The 18,080-nt window shown below is 60.3% G+C and carries 10 protein-coding genes; all 10 read left to right on the forward strand.

Annotation, left to right across the window (positions count from 1 at the left end):
• Window positions 1-592 (forward strand): hypothetical protein (locus ABYO54_RS03190; protein ID WP_372806791.1); only part of this gene is annotated, 592 nt, incomplete at its 5' end.
• Between the two features lie 63 nt (window positions 593-655).
• Window positions 656-4,132: a family 43 glycosylhydrolase gene (locus ABYO54_RS03195; RefSeq protein ID WP_372806792.1), complete on the forward strand. Its 3,477-nt coding sequence runs from the start codon at window positions 656-658 to the stop codon at window positions 4,130-4,132.
• Window positions 4,133-4,314: 182 nt separating this feature from the next.
• On the forward strand, window positions 4,315-5,805 hold the full coding sequence (locus ABYO54_RS03200; protein WP_372806793.1) for an alpha-L-fucosidase: 1,491 nt from the start codon (window positions 4,315-4,317) through the stop codon (window positions 5,803-5,805).
• 37 nt (window positions 5,806-5,842) lie between these two features.
• On the forward strand, window positions 5,843-8,755 hold the full coding sequence (locus ABYO54_RS03205; RefSeq protein WP_372806794.1) for a hypothetical protein: 2,913 nt from the start codon (window positions 5,843-5,845) through the stop codon (window positions 8,753-8,755).
• Window positions 8,756-8,847: 92 nt separating this feature from the next.
• The gene (locus ABYO54_RS03210) at window positions 8,848-10,182 is read left to right on the forward strand and encodes a sulfatase-like hydrolase/transferase (protein ID WP_372806800.1); all 1,335 of its coding nucleotides are present in this window, start codon (window positions 8,848-8,850) and stop codon (window positions 10,180-10,182) included.
• A gap of 141 nt (window positions 10,183-10,323) precedes the next feature.
• A complete protein-coding gene (locus tag ABYO54_RS03215; protein WP_372806795.1) occupies window positions 10,324-11,775 on the forward strand; it encodes a sulfatase-like hydrolase/transferase in 1,452 nt (483 codons plus the stop codon).
• Window positions 11,776-11,814: 39 nt separating this feature from the next.
• Window positions 11,815-13,233: a sulfatase gene (locus ABYO54_RS03220; protein WP_372806796.1), complete on the forward strand. Its 1,419-nt coding sequence runs from the start codon at window positions 11,815-11,817 to the stop codon at window positions 13,231-13,233.
• Window positions 13,234-13,250: 17 nt separating this feature from the next.
• Entirely contained in the window at window positions 13,251-14,675 is a 1,425-nt protein-coding gene (locus ABYO54_RS03225) for a sulfatase (RefSeq protein WP_372806797.1), read from the forward strand.
• Between the two features lies 1 nt (window position 14,676).
• Window positions 14,677-16,230, forward strand: coding sequence for a sulfatase-like hydrolase/transferase (locus ABYO54_RS03230; protein WP_372806798.1), 1,554 nt, complete (start codon window positions 14,677-14,679; stop codon window positions 16,228-16,230).
• Between the two features lie 179 nt (window positions 16,231-16,409).
• Window positions 16,410-17,867, forward strand: coding sequence for a sulfatase-like hydrolase/transferase (locus ABYO54_RS03235; protein ID WP_372806799.1), 1,458 nt, complete (start codon window positions 16,410-16,412; stop codon window positions 17,865-17,867).
• The last annotated feature ends 213 nt before the right edge of the window (window positions 17,868-18,080 follow it).

Here is an 18,080-nt window from a genome sequence, read left to right on the forward strand (position 1 = left end):
CACCGGCGGTTCCGTTGCGGCGGGAGATGCCTCGACCGACGTCGGGAACTTCGATGACTACGACTTTGCTGATTTTGCGACGGCCTCGGATGTCGAGTTCCGGGTCTATTGGCAGGGAGACGCGGCCGATGGATATACTGCGCGGGTCTATGTGGATGAATTGCGCATCTTCGGCTCTTTGTCCGCCTATTCCGTTTGGGCCGCCGGCCATGCCCTGGCCGGCGCCGATGCGCTTCCAGATGCCGATGCCGAGAACGGCGGCATCGGCGACGGCTACAGCAATCTGGCGGAGTTTGCGCTGGGCATGGATCCGACCCTCCCGGATGCCGGTTCCAGAGATTGGTCGGGCGTTGCGAACGAAGGCGGAACGAATTGGTTCGACTACGTCCATTACCGCCGGTCGGATCATGCCGCAGCAGGGCTGAGCTATCTGCTGATCGACTCCACCAACCTGATCGATTCGGTGACCCACACCAATGCGCAGGACCAAATCCTCATCGGGCCGTCGATCGATGGCTATGAGCCCGTCACCAATCGCTATGAAGCCGACGAACCGCTTCGATTCATCAAGCTCGAGATCCGGCAGGACTAGCCGGACCCGGGGAATACGGATGACCAATTGGCGGGGCCAAATAATTAAATTAAAAGGAGAACCATGAAAACAAATCGGATGCAGTCTTTAATCATGTGCGTTGGCCTGATGGCCTGTTCGGCGCATGCCGCAGTAAATATAACGCTCGTCGGCGATGGTTCCGGCTATGATGTTGTCGGAACGGGGGCGGCGGACCATGAAGCCACGGCATATCGCTCTACGGGAGTGACCAAGACCTACGATATTGATGGAGACCAGGCATATGGTACAGCAGGGCTGCTCATGTTCGGCGACGGGGGAGCCGAGGTAAACAATCAGCCATTCACCAAGCGGACGCAGGTTGGTGTCGACTGGGCGACCTTTTCCCAGGGTTCGGATTTTACCAGTATTGCTCAGGGGTATGGCCAGGGGCCGATGGATGATCCCACCGCCGCAATCGGCGCAACCGTCGCGGATTGGGGAACGGTGGGTTCAGCCGTTGCTGCTGGAAACTCGGGGGCCGCAGGAAATTGGAATGAAATCGTGTCTTTTACGGTTGATGCCTCTGCACCGCAGCAATTTCGAATCGGTCTGGTTGGCGGAACGCAGGGGCAGTCGGATGGCCGTTGGGATCCGACGGGCTACCGATTGAGTGAAGGCACGACCATCGTAACGGTGGCCGGGCTCGAGAATAACGGCAATGGAAACCCGAATTTCGTCTTTTTTGATGTCGATCTGAACGGCGAAACGAGCGGCACCTTCACCATAGAAGGCCAGCAACGCCTGAATACGCAGGGGGCCAGCTTGGTGGGGGTGACCTTTGATGTCCCCCCCGGCGGCGTGTTCCCGACGGCGCCGGAAATCGCATATTTCGTCGTGGCCCATACCGAGATGGAAGGGCAGGGCAAGGCGGCCTGGTCGGTCTCGAATGCGGTTTCGGTAACGATTCTCGATGCGTCGGACGATCCGGTGGCCGGGGTCTCCGGGATTCGGGGCACGGTCGACATTACCTACATCTCCGGCGATACGTTCACCTTGGTCGCGGAAAGCAGTAACGGTTTGCAGCGGACCCAAAGCCAAACCATTACCACGACGACCACGCTGGAGGATGAGGTCACGTTCACTTTTACCGATTCTCCGCTGACGAACTATACCGATCCCACCGCGCTGACCCGCCGGGATCCGAGCGATGTGATCAAGGTGGGCGACACCTGGCATGTCTGGTACAGCAAGGCCGCCGAAGGGGTGACCTCCGGCTACGATGCCTCGGTTTGGCATGCGACCTCCACCAACAGTGGAAACAGCTGGGTCGAGCAGTCCGAGGCCATTCCGCGCGGGTCGAACACGGACGACTGGGATGTCACCAGCACCTTTACCCCCAACATTCTGTTCCACGACGGAACCTACTACCTCTACTACACGGCGGTCGGCCCCAACTTCACGCAGGATTATGCGGAGGAGGGCAAAACCCGCATCGGCGTGGCGACGGCTTCCAGCCCCTATGGGCCATGGACCAAATATGCGGGGAACCCGGTTTTGATCCCGTCTGCGGACACGACGAAGTTCGACAGCTTCCGCATCGACGACACCTGCATGGCCGTGCGCGGCGGCGACGTCTGGATGTATTACAAGGGGCGGCCCTGGGGGTTGAGTGCGAGCAATACCAAAATGGGCGTGGCCGTTGCCACCAACGGGGTCGGCCCGTTTGTGCGGCAGAACGGCGGCGACCCGGTGCAGCTCGGCGGGCACGAAGTCCAGATCTGGGCGGATGAAAACGAAGGCATCTATTCGATGGTCAACGGCGTCGGGCCGGCGGAGCTGACCTACACGATCCAGTATGCGGCCGACGGCCTTAACTTTTCCAAGTATGCCGATATTTCGTCGGATGAGCCGGGCGCGCCCGGAATGTTCCGCTGGGAGCTGACCGATCCGTCGCTGGGTTGCCGGCCGGACTGGGGCGTCTATGGAACCCGTCAGATCGGCCGCTATGAAATCGACTTTCCGGTTCCCGAGGTGACCTTCACGTTCGATGCCGTCAGTGGCGTCGGGCCTGAGACCGGCGTTTACCGCCGCGACCCGAGCGATATCATCAAGGTGGGCGACACCTGGCACGTCTGGTACAGCAAACCCGAAGGCGCCGCCAACGGCCCCGCGACGATCGGGCACGCCACCTCCACCAATGCGGGACTCGATTGGGTCGAGCAGGCCGTGGCGATACCGCGCACCCCAAACAGCTGGGATGGCGGCAGTGCGTTCACGCCGAACATCCTGCTGCACGAGGGGATCTATTACCTCTATTACACCGGCGTCAACGACGAATACTGGTCGACCAGCGGCTATGTGGAAGACCAGAAGTTCCGGATCGGCGTGGCTTCGTCCGACAGCCCCTACGGCCCGTGGACGAAATATGCCGGAAGCCCGATCCTCATTCCCTCTGCCGACACGAACAAGTTCGACAGCTTCCGCGTCGATGATTCCTGTTTGACGGTAAAGGACGGCAAAATCTGGCTCTACCACAAGGGCCGCCAGTGGAACAACACGCCCTCGAACACGAAGATGGGCGTGTTGATCGCCGACGATCCGCTGGGGCCGTTCGTGCGCCAGAACGGTGGCGACCCGGTACAGCTCGGCGGCCACGAAGTGCAGATCTGGATGGACCGATACGAAGGCATCTATTCCATGATCAGTGATGTCGGCCCGACCGAACTCATACACACCATTCAGTATGCCGCCGACGGCATGAATTTCAGGTTCTATGCCGATGTCTCCGAAACCGATCCCTCGGCGCCGGGCATGTACCGTACCGAGCTGACCGATCCTGCTGCCGGTGCAATGCCGGAGTGGGGCATGTATGGCGTTTCGTCGCTTGCCCGGTTCGAGATGGATTATAACGATTCGGGGGCGTTGCGCATGCAACTGGCTCCCGCTTCGATCCAGGAGGGCAACCGGGTTGGCGATTGGATCGGCGATTTGACCGTTTCCGGCGCGTCGAGCTATGCGTTCGAGCTGTTGCCGATCATCAACACTAACGACTTCCTGGTCGGCAGCGCGGCGCTTTCGGCCAACACCGTTTTCGATGCGTCGGCGACCAACGAGCTCGGCCTGTTTGTTCGTGGAACTTCGGGGAGTTCAACCGTCGATGCCTATTTCGACGTCGATGTGCTCGAAGCCTCCGGCATGCGCAAATGGCGATTGGACCAGTTCGGGGCCGATGTCCTTGCGCAAGCCGGCCTCGAAGCCACGGTCTGGGGGGATTCGGCCAATCCCGACGGCGATGCGTTTTCGAATGCGGACGAATACGCGGCCGACACGCTACCGCAGGATTCCAACTCCGTGCTGCGGGTCGAAACGCTCGGCATCGATGGCGCGACGGTGGAGCTTTCATGGATCGGCGGCGTGCTGGCCACGCAGTATGTCGAGACCTGTTCCGCCCTGACCGGCAACACGGCATGGACGGTGATTGCCACCAACCTGCCGCCGACGGCGGTTTCCAATGTTTGGAGCGGTGCGCTGATCTCCGAAGACGATGCGGCCATGTTCCGGGTGAAGGCTGTCCGCTAGTCCGTTTGGAATTCGTATGTTTAGTGGGTGGTTTCGCAACGCGGCGCCCGGCCCGCTATCCCCTAAAATGGGGATAGGCAGGCGGGGCGATCCGGTTGTATATTCCAACATTCTGCCGGTGATGCGGAGTGGGGCGATGCATCCCCGCGAGACGAGCGATTAACCATGGAGAGAGGTTCTGGATGAAACGAGTTGTTCCGATTGGATGGGGGTTGCTGGCCGCGTTGGTTGCGTCGGCGGAAATCGAGCCGACGTGGGAGTCGATGGCCGCGAACTACCAGGTGCCGCAATGGTTCCAGGACGGCAAGATCGGCGTCTGGATGCACTGGGGAGTTCCGTCGGCGACCGACGAGAACCGTCCGAACGACGGCTCGCACTACGGCCGCCGCATGTACGGACCGAACGACGGCGAAACGGGCGGGCAGTTCAAAATGACCGAGGAGCTGACGGCGTTCCACACGAAGCGCTACGGGCCGCCCGCCGAATTCGGCTACGAAGATCTGGTGCCGTTGTTCAAGGCGGAGAAATGGGATCCGGATGCGCTGGTGAAATATGTCAAAGAAAACGGCGCCCGGTTCATCATGCCGGTCGCCTGCCACCACGATAATTTCGACATGTACGATTCGTTCCATCCGTGGAATTCCGTCGACATGGGGCCGCATCGCGACACGCTGAAGGAGTGGAAAGCGGCGGCAACCAAGTATGGCCTGAAGTTCGGCGTTTCCACGCACCTGTATTGGTCGCCGCGGTTTTTCAATGCGGCCCGGAAATACCAGACGCCCGGCACGCCCGAGGCGAAGCTGTTCAACATGGAGTTCGACCCGAAGGGTTATCCGAGCCAGGACAGCTGGAACGAGCACTGGTATGCCCGCTGCTGGGAGATCATCGAAAAATACGATCCCGACATGTTCAACAACGACGCCCCCTTTCCCGATGAAAAGCGCGGCAAGTCGCTGGGCGTGAAACTCTTTTCGTCCTATGTCAACCGCGACCTGGAGGAAAACAACGGCCGGCAAACCGTCGTCTTCTCGTGCAAAAACGGCAATCTGGACCGGCGGGCCTTCACCTACAATCTGGAGCGCGGCGGTTCCGGCAAGATCCAGTCCGAACCATGGATGTGGGCCACCGACCTTTCCGGCGGCTGGTACTACCGCAAAGGGGCGGTCAACCGGATGAGCATTCCGGTGATGATCGGAAACGCCGTCGATGCCATCAGCAAGAACGGCGTGGTCATGATGAATATCGCGCTCAAAGGCGACGGGACCATTCCCGAAAACCAGGCCGCCTATCTCGACGCGTTCGGCGATTTCCTGAAAATCTGCGGTGAAGGAATCTATGGCACCCGCCCGTGGAAAACCTTCGGCGAAGGGCCCTTGGAGGTGAAAGATGGCCGCCAGGGCGAAAACCACGCGGCGTTCTCCCCGCAAGACCTTCGCTTCACGCAAAAAGACGGGGTGCTCTATGCCTTCGTGCTGGCGCCGCCCACCCAGGATGTCGTGATCAAGACGCTGGCGACCGGCGGCTTGTTGGGGCAGGAGATTGCCGCCGTCGAGCTGATGGGAAGCCCGGCGCCGGTTGAATGGAAACGCTCCCCGGAGGGCTTGACGATCCAGCTCCCCAATAAACTGCCGGGACCGATCGTCAACGGTTTCCGCATCACGCTGAAAAACTAGCATGGCCGCCGGAGCCGGTCCGGCGGAAGGCCCAAACGTGAAGAAAACCCTGTTGGCTCTATTTGCATCTGCGGCATTGATCCCTGCCTTCGGCGAGGATCAATCCGAAGACGTGCTGTTGGTGCATGCCGCGACGGTTGAATACGGCACCACGGGCTACGGCTATGGCTCGGATGCCGCGCTGAAGTATATCGCCGAGTTTTTGTGGGGCCTGCTGGAAGCAACGGACGGATACCGCACGGCGCAGGTGGATTACGACAGCGAGGGCTATGCGCACTCGCTGGCGGACATCTATTACGATCCGATGCATGCGGGCCTGAAGGCAACCATCGGGGCGGGCTATCGGTACGTGGTCCTGTTCGAATCCGAACAGGGCTCGGCTTTCCCCGAGATCATGTATGAAGGGTGCCGGCAACTGTCGCAGGTCGTCTTGGAGGCCGGGGGCACGCCGCTGCTGATGATGTATCGGTCCGACACCGTCGAGACCGGGCAATATGGCGAATATGCCTACCGGGCCGCCAACGGTTGCGGGATTGACGTGGTGCCCGCGGGCTACGCGATGGAACTCGCCGGGTTGCAAGGAAAACAAACCAGTGCGAATACGGCCCGGCAGGCGTGGATTTCCGCCTGCGCCATCTATGCCGAAATCACCGGATTGGACCCCGCCGCAACGGGCTATGCGCCGAGTTACGAACATTTCGATTTCTACTACAACGACTACGTCGACACGCGATATGAACTCTCCGGCGCAGACGTGGCTGCGCTCCGGGACCATGCCGTCGATGCCGTCTCGACGCATGCGACCAACGTGCACTACACCACCGGCTGCGAACTCGATGGCGCCGTCGTCTATCGCGCTTTCGATGTGTCGATTGCGCCGATTACGAACAACATCCACTATTTCTACAAAGGCTCGAGCACGCACGAATTCACCGCAGAACGGATTGACCGACTCCTCGACGCCCCCGAGAACGACCCGCTTTCGGCCTCGGTGCACTTTTTGGGCAACCAGAACTTCGACACCCGGAATTGGACCACCAACGATCTGACCCTGCGGGCCGGCACGTTTGCCACCTATGCGGACCAGGGCCTTTTCCTGTTTGCGGGGGGATCGGAAGAGGGCGCCGATGCCCAGGATATCGTTGAGTCCAACCAAGCGAATCTGATGCCGATGGTGTTCGACTGGATCAAAGGGTTCGACAGCAATACCGGGACGGCCTCCACGACCTCGGCGCTGAACAACCAGGATTGTGCCGACTTGTGGGACCACTATCACCAGCGCGGCTGGAAGACGATTCCGCTGACCGTCGGGCTGGGGCGGCTGAATGAGGCCATCCCGAATTTCGCCGCCTCCGACGACGATTTGCATCTTTCGGACCCGATGCTCTACATGAATGCGTCGATGATGCTCGCCGCTTCCATGGGCCGGCGCTTGGCCGTTCCCGATGCGTTGTCGATTCGGCGCGGTTCCTGGACCCAGGCCCAATTGGCGACGGCGATTGAGCTGGGCCATGATTTGGTCAAGGAGCTGGCCAACCTGTCCGAAACCTCGGCCTATGTGCCCGACAGCGCGCTTGCGATTGAGACGGATGCCCTGCCGGAACAGACCGTTGGCCAGCCCTATGCGCATCGCTTGTCGGCCTCCGAAGGCGATGGCTCCTATGCCTGGGAGCTGGTCTCCGCCGCGGGGCTGCCCGACGGGCTGGCCTTGTCTGGCGACGGTCTGCTCTCCGGAACCGCGACGGAGGACTACGGAACCTGGAATCTCGCCTTCAAAGTGACGGACGGGACCGGGGCGTTCCGGAAAAAGGGGTTGAAGCTCAACACGGGCGTGCCGGCCGCGACGGACTTGGTTGCGGGAACGTATAACGGGCAATCGGTCGAAATCACCCTGCCCATCTACGGGGGCGATCCCGAGGGCCTCGCCTATTTTTACACCCTTCCAGCCGGGGGGACACTGACGGGCGAGGCGCCCTATCTGGTCTATACGCCGAACGCCGGAACGTTGAGCGACTCGTTTACCTACTACTTCAGCTACAACGGGGTGACGTCGGAGGTGAAAACCGTATCCATCACCGTGACCGATGCGATCCTTTATTTGGATGCATTCGACCATGATACGCTGGCCACGAACGCGACCGGGGTCGGCGGCGGCCTGGCCAACAATACGTTAAGGGGTTGCTCGTGGCAGGATGACGGCAACCTGCAGTTCGATGATTCCGGCGGAACCCATTACGAGCGCCGAGCGCTGGCCTATTCCACCAACGGGTTCGCGTCGGCCACCGGCTTCGAGCTTTCGGTCGATTATTTCATCAGCAGTCTGGCCGGGGCCGGCGCGGTGCGGCTCTCGTTCGGGTTGGTTGCCGACGATACGGCGTTCGATGCGTATTCGGGGTTCGATCCGTTCGGGGTCGAGACCTCGGTCTACGGTTTAGGCGTGTGCATGAACAAATTGAATGCGCTGATCTTTACGGATGGTTCCTCGACAACGAACCTGGCGACGGGATCCTTCGTTGCGGGAGCCAATACCCCCGTTGTCCTCCGCGTCGAGCCGGACGGTTCCGGCGGGGCGGACTGGGCCTGGTCGATCAACGGCGTTGGCCAGGGGGACGGCCACATCGAAGCCTTCGATTTCAGCCGGAACTTCCACTTCGTGGCCTATGGGCAGGACGACCAGTATAACCTGAGAATCAACTCGGTGATGCTCAAGCGGATCGTGCTTCCGGACGCGTTCGATCTTTCGTTGGGAAGGGGGGCGGCGGCCGGCGAACTGGTTTTGCGGTGGCCAACCGAACCGGGTTCAACCTATGGCTTGATGGCCAGCACGAACCTGGCCGATGGGGTTTGGGAACCCGTCCTCACCCCTGTTTATGGCACGGGAAAAGAGGTTTCCGTAACCAATCCGATTTCCGGGGATACGCGGTTCTACCGCGTTTTTATCGAAGAATAAAGGGTATCAAAATGGAGCGTTTGAAAATGAAGCAGTTGAAAGTTGATTCGGTCGGTCGGTTGTTATTCACGGGGGTTATGCTCGCGGCCGGCATGCCCGTCGTCGGTGCCGAACCGCCCGCCGGCCAGACGAAGACCAAACCGAATATCGTCGTGGTGGTGGCCGACGACATGGGCTGGGGCGATTCGGGAACCTTCGGCAATGACCTGATCCAGACGCCGAACATGGACCGTTTGGCGGCGGAAGGGGTGAAGTTGACCCAGTGCTATTCCGCCTGCGGCGTCTGTTCGCCCTCGCGCTCGGCGATCCTTACCGGCCGCACGCCCTACCGCAACGGCGTCTATCGCCATCTGTCCGGAAAACACGATGCCCATCTGCGCGACAGCGAGATCACCTTCCCGGAAGTGTTGAAAACCATCGGCTACGAAACCTGCCACGTCGGCAAATGGCATCTGCTTTCGGCGCAGCAATTCAACAATCCGGATTTCCCCCAGCCGGACAAACAGGGCTACGATTATTACATGTTCACCCAGAACAACGCCGAGCCCAGCCACAAGAACCCGGATAACTTCGTCCGCAACGGCGTACCCGTCGGGCCGACCGAGGGCTATTCCGCCCAGCTCGTCGCCAAAGAGGCCATCCATTGGCTGACGGATCTCCACGATCCGAAGAAACCCTTCGCCATGACGGTTTGGTTCCACGAGCCCCATTCGGAGATTGCCACCGACCCGCGTTTCGAGGCGCTCTACAAGGGGCATAAGAACAGCAAGTACATGGGCAACATCACCCAGATGGACAACGGGCTGGGCATGGTGCTGGATGCATTGGACGCGCTGGGGGTCAGCGACAACACCCTGGTGTTCTTCACCTCCGACAACGGGCCGGTTCCGGCCTATGGCGGTTCCTCCGGCGGGCTGCGCGGCAACAAGCGCAGCCAGTATGAAGGCGGCATCCGCGTGCCTGGGCTGGCCCGTTGGCCCGGAAAAATCGAGCCCGGCTCCGTCAGCGATGTGCCCGTGATCGGTTCCGACCTGTTTGCCACGACGCTCGGCATCGTCGGGGTGCCGCTGCCGACCGATCGCACGATCGATGGCGTCAACATGCTTCCCGCGTTGCAAGGCAAGCCGGTCGCGCGCAAAATCCCCATGTTCTGGCGCACGCACGTCTCCGGGCCGAACGAACGCGTGGCCATGCGCATCGGCGACTGGAAGATCGTCGGCGACGAGACGCTGACCCAGTTCCAGCTCTACGAAATCCAGCAGGATTGGAAAGAGCAAAACGATTTGGCCAAGCAGATGCCGGAAAAGACCGAGGAGATGAAAGCCATCCTGATCAAGCTCTGGGCCGACATCGCGGCCGAAGGCCCGCACGAATGGTGGGAGCACGAGCGCCAGAAGCCCTCGAAAGGCGGAAAACTGAATTATTGATTAACTCGCATCGGGAAACGTGGTTTTATGGGACCGGATTCGCGTGGTGGGCGTCCGGCCCTGAACCCGGTCGGGCATCGCCACAAAAAGAACAACGCCGGCCTTCGGCATGGAAATGAAATTCGGGAGTAGTGACTGAGGATGAAAAAGAACGCGCTCAAGGGGTTGTTGGGAGTTTTGCTGTCGTTGCTGATGCACGGCGCAGGCGCCGCCGACAAAAAGCCCAATGTGGTGATTTTCCTGATCGATGACATGGGCTGGAAAAACCTGGGGTGTTTCGGGGCGGAGCTGTATGAAACGCCGAATATCGACCGGCTCTGCGCGGAGGGCATCCGCTTTTCGCAGGCCTACACGTCGGCGGCGATCTGCGCACCCGCCCGGGCTTCGTTGCTGAGCGGCATGCACCCGATGCGTTTCGGCATGTGGAACCACCTGCACTACATCACGCCCGGCACCAAGGTCCTGCCGCAGTTCCTCAAGGAAAACGGCTATCAGACCTGGCATGTCGGCAAATGGCATATGGGCAATCCAAAGGAAAAAACGCTGCCGGCCGATATGGGCTTTGAAAAGAGCGCGGGGGCTTCGATCGCGTTCGGTCCCGGCTCCTATTTCTGGCCGTTCGGCTGCGATCCGGATACCGGAAAGCCCCTCAAGGCCCGCATGAGCGTGCCCGACATGTGCAAGGTCGGGAAAAAGGGCGACCAGCTGACCGAATTGCTGACCGATCAGATCGAGGCCATGTTCAAGGCCCGCGACCCGAACCGCCCGTTCTACCTCAACTTCTGGCCCTATTCGGTGCATAGCGGACAAGAGACCTCGCCCGAGCTGAAGGAAAAATACCAGCGCAAAATCGATGCGATGGGGCTGACGCCAACCTATCGCATCGACGAGAAAACCGGGGCCAAGCTATTGACCAGCGAGACCAATCCCGTCTTTGCCGGCATGGTTGAAACGCTGGATGTGCAAATCGGCCGGGTGATCCGAATGGTCAAAGAGGCCGGCGAATACGACAACACGCTGTTTATCTTTTATTCCGACAACGGGTGCACCACCCAGAACGTGCCGTGCGTCCCCTTGAACGGCGGAAAGAATTCCACCTACGAAGCCGGCGTCCGCGTCCCGGCGTTCATCATGTGGAAAGGTCACGTTCGGCCGGGGAGCGAATATGCGAAGCCGGTCTACATCTGCGATCTGTTCGACACGGTGCTGGATGCCGCAGGCATTGAACAGCCCGACCGCGAGGACGACGGCATTTCGCTGATGCCCATTTTCAACGGGCAATCGCTTCCGCCGCGCCAGTTCGTCTGGTATTTCCCCGACGAGCGCGCCTGGTGGGCGCAACGCCCCAATGCCGCGATCTACGACGAACGCAGCGGCATGAAATACATCTCCTTCTTTAACGGCGACGCCGATGAAATGTATGATCTGCGCAACGACCTTGCCGAGGCGCACAACGTGGCTTCCGAATATCCGGAGCTCGGGGCCGACCTGAAAAAGAAAACCCGCGCGTTTTTGAACCAATACTATAAAACCACCAAGGCGCCCCCGAAACGGTATGCCGACGGCGTCGAGACCTTTCTTACAACGGATTGACCGGCCCGGCGGCCGTGGCCCAAGTGGCGAAGGAACTATATGAACAAAGTAAATCTCATCGGTTTTGTTGCGTCGGTCTGCTTCGCGGCGGCGGTTAGTGCCGCGCCGCCATCGCGGCCGAACGTAATCATCATCTTGACCGACGATCAGGGCTATGCCGATCTGGGTTGTTTCGGGGGCGGGCATGTCAAGACGCCGCAGATCGACCAAATGGCGGCGGAAGGGGCGAAACTGACGAGCTTTTATGTGGCCGGTTCGGTCTGCACGCCGTCCCGCTCGGCCCTGATGACGGGCTGCTACCCGAAGCGCGTCGGTTTGGCCGGCGGCGTGTTCCTGGCCGCGGACAAGAACGGGTTGAACCCGGAGGAAGTCACGATCGCCGAGGTGCTCAAATCGGCGGGGTATGCCACGGGCATGTTCGGCAAGTGGCACCTCGGCGACCAGCCGGCGTTTTTGCCGACCCGCCAGGGGTTCGATGAATTTTTCGGCATTCCCTACAGCCACGACATCCATCCGTTCCACACCAACCCGAAACACCACTTTCCGCCGCTTCCGTTGCTGGAAGGCGAGACCGTGGTCGAGCAGGAACCCGATGCGGATTACCTGACCCGGCGGATCACCGAACGGGCGGTCGATTTCATCGGGCGGCACAAAGACGGCCCCTTTTTCCTCTATATCCCGCACCCGGCCCCGCACCGGCCGATTCATGCGTCGCCGCCCTTCATGGACGAGGTGCCGGACGCGATCAAAGCGAAGTTGGAACACGAAGAGGGGGTGGATTACGCCACCCGCGATAAACTCTATAATTATGCCATCGGCGAGATCGATTGGTCGGTCGGGCAGATCCTGGATGCGCTGAAGGCGCAGGGCATCGATGGCAATACCGTGGTGTTCTTTACGTCCGACAACGGGCCGTCGGTTGGAAAAACGGGGCCGCTGTCGGGCGGGAAGGGCAGCTCCTACGAGGGCGGCATGCGGGTGCCGGGCATCATTAGCTGGCCGGGGAACGTTCCCGCCGGCCAAACCATCGACGAACTGCTCTCGACCATCGACTTGCTGCCGACCTTCGCCAAACTCGCCGGAGCCGAAATCCCGTCCGACCGCGTGATCGACGGCGCGGATGTCTGGCCCGTGCTGACCGCGGGCGCCGCCGGTCCGCACGAGGCCTTTTTCTATTACAAAGGCGAGCGGCTTGTGGCGGTGCGGTCCGGAAAATGGAAGCTGCATATCGGAAAAACCCAAGGAAAGGCGCCTGCCAAACGGGGCAAGGGGTCGAGCTCTCCGATCATGGCGCTGTATGATTTAGCGGCCGATCTGGGCGAAAAGAACAATGTGCTGGAGTCCAATCCCGAGGTTGCGGAACGTCTTCGTTCCTATGTGACGGCCTTCGAGGTGGAGCTGGCCCGCAACAGCCGCCCGGCCGGAGTGGCGCAAAACCCGCAACCGCTCACCAAATAAAACCGCTGGAGGTCTCGGTGAAATCAATCAAACATCCCCGTTCCCTGCTTGCCGGGCTGCTATGCGTTGCGCTGACCTCGGTTTTCGCGGCGGAGAACAAACCCAACATCATTCTCATTTTCGCCGACGACCTCGGATATGGCGACGTGGGCTGCTACGGCTCGAACCTGAAAACGCCGGCGATCGACCGAATGGCCGCCGGCGGCTTTCGTGCGACCGACTGCCTGGTGGCCGCCAACGTGTGCGGTCCGTCGCGGGCGGCGCTGTTGACCGGGCGCTATCCCATGCGCTGCGGCCATCCGATCTCTAGGCATCCGTTCCCGAAATACGCCGACTACGGGATTGCGCCCGACGAGCTGACGATGGCCGAACTGCTCAAATCGGCGGGCTACCACACCAAGATGGTCGGCAAGTGGCATCTCGGGTTTCACGTCGAGGGGTCCCATCCGCTCGACGCCGGATTCGATGAATATCTGGGGCTTCACAGCAACTACAGCACCCAGAAAGATCGGGTGGACGAACGGACGATTTACCGCAACCGCGAGGTGTTGGAAAAGGAGGTCCCCTTTGAAACGGTGACGACGCTCTATACCGACGAGATCGTCGACTTCGTGAAGCAGAAACACGAAACGCCTTTCTTCATCTACTTCGCCCATCACATTGCCCATGACCCGATTCTGCCCAGCAGCGAATTCAAGGGCACCTCCGGAAAGCAGGGCGGCGGGATCTTCGGCGATTTCGTGAAAGAGCTCGATCACAGTGTCGGACGGGTGCTGGACGCGGTCGAAGCGGCCGGGATCGGCGACCATACGCTGATTGTTTTCATGTCGGACAACGGCCCGGCCAGACACGGGTCGGCAAAGCCGCTGACCGGCGGAAAGTATGTGACGATGGAGGGCGGCCACCGGGTGCCGGGGATCTTCTATTGGCCGGGGCGCATTCCCGCCGGGCAGGTTTCCGATGCCATGGTCTCGAGTCTGGATCTGCTGCCGCTGTTCTGCCAGGTGGCCGGGGTCGAGCTGCCGGCCGGTCGCACGTTCGACGGTAAAGACATCTTCGATCTGCTCGCGGGCAAGACCGCGCAAAGTCCCCACGACTATTTTTACTACTACAACGGGGTGAACCTGCAGGCCGTGCGCAAGGGATCCTGGAAGCTGCATCTGCCGCGCACGATTGACGATCAGCCCTATTGGGCGAAGAAGGGCGCCGGTCCGCGGAAGCCGTACCTCTCGCTGGATCAGCCGCTTCTGTTCGATCTGAAGAACGACGTCGGCGAGAAGAAGAACGTGATTTCCCGGCACCCGGAAGTGGCCGCCGAACTGATGAAGGAAGCGGAGCGCATCCGCCAGGAAATCGGCGATGTCCAACTCGTCGGTTCGGATCAGCGGCCCCATGGCCTGGTGAACCCGCAGGAAAAAGGCTCGGCCGACGGAACGGAATAAAATGGATGAACGTAAAATGGTGAAATGGATCGGAACATGGATGTTGATGGGGTTGGCGGGCGTCGCCGCTCCGGGGCTGGCCGCGGAGCCCGCCGCAAAACCCAATATTTTATTTATCTGTACGGATGAGCAGCACCCGGCCATTGCCGGCTATCGCGGGAATCCGGTCATTCAGACGCCGAATCTGGATGCGTTGGCGGCGGACGGAACGCATTTTACGCGCAGCTACGTTCAGAGCCCGGTGTGCGGGCCGAGCCGCGCATCCTATATGTTCGGCAACTATATCCATCGGATCGAGAACTGGTACAACGGCACGGCGTGGCCGACGGACGAGGTGACGTGGGCGGCGCGGGTAACCGACAAGGGCTATCATTCCGCGCACTTCGGCAAAATGGATTCTCCGGGGCTGTATGACCGGCTGGGTTTTACCGAGGAGTGGCATTCCGCCAAACGGCCGATCGCCAATCCGAAGGGGACCGATTCCCGTTTCTTTCCGGACAACTTCCGCAACGCCAAGGGCCACCTGACCGTAAGCACCTTCGATCCCGAGACGTATAAGGGCAAGAATACCGGGCAATACAAATATGACCGCCCGTCCACCGACCGCGCGCTGGCCTTTCTGAAGGAGCGCGGAACCGATGGCAAACCGTGGATGCTGCACGTGGGCCTGCTGATGCCGCACTGGCCGTTGACCCTTCCGCAAAAGTATTACGACAGGTATGCGGATGCCGAGATCCCGATGCCCTGCGACGCGAAGTTCCCCAACCCGAACCTGCATCCCGCCTTGCAGCATTTCCAAAAGTGGGACGGGCTGGATGTGCCGCCGGATGCGGAAAAACTGAAGGATGCGCTCAAGGCCTATTACGGGATGGTCTCATTCGTCGACGACATGGTCGGCGAGCTTGTCGCCGAGCTTAAGCGCGCCGGGATGTATGAAAATACCTATATCATCTTTACCTCCGACCATGGCGACAACCTGGGCGAGCATGGTTTGATCGGGAACAAGCATACGCCGTTCGAAGGCTCGGTCGCCGTGCCGCTGATCATCGCCGGGCCCGGCGTGAAATCCGGCGCGAAAGTGGATATGCCGGTGGCGCACGTGGATCTGTATCCGACGATCATGGATATGGCCGGGGTCGACTTCTCCGATCCGGCACTGCCGGGTAAAAGCCTGATGCCTGTACTGCTGGGGAAAGAAGCGGCCGCCGACCGCACCGTCTTCTCGGAATGGCATGGCGTCGGGTTCCCCGGGGCCTGGTACATGCTGGCGAACAAGCAGTATAAATACATCTACTTCGAGCGGGATCGGCCCAGCCTGTTCGATCTGGAGGCCGATCCGAACGAGCTCAAGGATCTGGCCCTGGATCCCGCCTATGCCGGCACCATCAAGGAGTTCGAGGCCGAGCTCAACCGCTTGCTTGATCCCGTCAAGGTGGCGCGGGCGGCCAGAGCGGCGCAGGGCCTGATTACCGCGGATGGCAAGGACCTCATGTTTGACGCATCCGCCAGACCGGTGGCGAAGGGCAAAAAGAAAAACGCAAAAAATCAGAAGTAGCATTGTGCGGCGCCCTTGAACCGGCGGAGAATTCATAAAGGTGCGTCTTAAGGATTGGGATGAAATTCAGTCGATTCATGACGATGCCGGCCCGTCCGATCCGACCGGATTTCGGCAGGCCCTAGCGAATAAACGGGCGCGGAAGCGTCCACGGATTTGAATAAACAAAAGGAATGGATATGAGCCCTCTGGTTAAGAAATTGAACGGTATCGTGTTGGCGCAGTTGGTCTGGTGTGCGGGCCTTCATGCGGAAGCGGAAAAACCCAACGTGGTGTTTATCTTTGCGGATGACATGAGCTACGAGACCATCCATGCGGCGGGCATGCTGGACATCGATACGCCGAATCTCGACACGTTGGTCGAGCGCGGCGCCAGCTTTACGCATGCCTACAACATGGGGGCCTGGGGCGGCGCGGTTTGCGCGGCCAGCCGTTCGATGCTCAATAGCGGACGCTTCGTCTGGCAGGCCCAAGGCGGCGTCAAATCCGGCGTTCAGGAAAAGCGCATGTGGTCGCAACGCATGCAGGACGCCGGCTATCAAACCTATATGACCGGCAAGTGGCACGTGCCCGGTGCGGAGGCGGAAGACCTTTTCAACGTGGCTCAGCATGTCCGCGGCGGCATGCCCAAGCAGACGGAGGCGGGCTATAACCGCCCGAAGAGCCCCGAGGATTATGAAACGGGCTGGAAACCGTGGGAAACCAAGTATGGCGGGTTCTGGGAAGGCGGCACCCATTGGAGCGAGATCGTTGCCAACGACAGTTTGGACTATCTGGCCGCGGCGGCGCAGGACGACAAGCCCTTCTTCATGTACCTGGCCTTCAACGCCTCGCACGACCCGCGCCAGTCGCCCAAGGAATACATCGACCGCTATCCGCTCGAGCGCATCAAGCTGCCGGAAAACTTCCTGCCCCAATATCCCTATGCCGATAAGATCTGCGGCTTGAACCTGCGCGATGAAAAACTGATGCCGTACCCCCGCACCGAATATGCCGTGAAAATCCATCGGCAGGAATATTTCGCCATCATTACCCACATGGACAACCAGATCGGCCGCATTCTGGAGGCGCTCGAAAAAACCGGAAAGGCCGACAACACCTACATCGTCTTCACGGCCGACCACGGGCTGTCCGTTGGGCACCACGGGTTATGCGGCAAGCAGAACATGTACGACCACAGCGTGCGCGTGCCGTTCCTGGTGGTGGGGCCGGACGTCAAGCCGGGCATCCAAATCGATGCGCCGATCTATCTGCAGGACGCGATGGCCACCTCGCTCGAACTGGCCGGCGCGCCGGCGGACGGAATTGATTTCAAGAGCCTGCTGCCGCTGCTGCGCGGGGAATCCGACGAGCACTACCCGGAAATCTACGGCGCCTACATGAACCGGCAACGCATGATCACCAAAGGCGACTGGAAGTTCGTTTCCTATCCCACCGCCAACGTCGAACGGCTCTTCAATCTGAAAAAGGATCCGAACGAGATGAACGACCTCGCCGCCAACCCGGAATATGCCGCCAAGCTCAAGCAACTGCGCGAAGCGCTGACGACTTTGTGCCTGGACCTGGACGATCCGCTGACCAAACCGTCCAAAGCCGGGGACAAGCGAAATAAAAAATCGAAAAACGCAGCGCATTGAGAATCGTCTGGCCGGAACCGCACCCGCGACGCGCAAGACTCGTCGGCGTGTTTGGGGGGATGGCAAAAAAAACTCCGGCGAGAAACCGCCGGAGGTTTAATTTTGTATAGGTCAAACGACCGATGGACGGGGATTCGCACCTGGGGCTAAATATCCGTTTGAACCGCGGTGATGGCCGTGCGTCCCCGACCTGAGGGCAACACGGGGGTAAGG

Origin of the sequence: Pontiella sp., assembly GCF_041622395.1 — a bacterium.
Lineage (GTDB): Bacteria > Verrucomicrobiota > Kiritimatiellia > Kiritimatiellales > Pontiellaceae > Pontiella.

Coding starts and splice junctions, on each gene's coding strand:
- ABYO54_RS03220 (WP_372806796.1), top strand. CDS start 11,815: ATGAACAAAGTAAATCTCATCGGTTTTGTTGCGTCGGTCTGCTTCGCG.
- ABYO54_RS03200 (WP_372806793.1), top strand. CDS start 4,315: ATGAAACGAGTTGTTCCGATTGGATGGGGGTTGCTGGCCGCGTTGGTT.
- ABYO54_RS03210 (WP_372806800.1), top strand. CDS start 8,848: ATGCCCGTCGTCGGTGCCGAACCGCCCGCCGGCCAGACGAAGACCAAA.
- ABYO54_RS03215 (WP_372806795.1), top strand. CDS start 10,324: ATGAAAAAGAACGCGCTCAAGGGGTTGTTGGGAGTTTTGCTGTCGTTG.
- ABYO54_RS03195 (WP_372806792.1), top strand. CDS start 656: ATGAAAACAAATCGGATGCAGTCTTTAATCATGTGCGTTGGCCTGATG.
- ABYO54_RS03235 (WP_372806799.1), top strand. CDS start 16,410: ATGAGCCCTCTGGTTAAGAAATTGAACGGTATCGTGTTGGCGCAGTTG.
- ABYO54_RS03230 (WP_372806798.1), top strand. CDS start 14,677: ATGGATGAACGTAAAATGGTGAAATGGATCGGAACATGGATGTTGATG.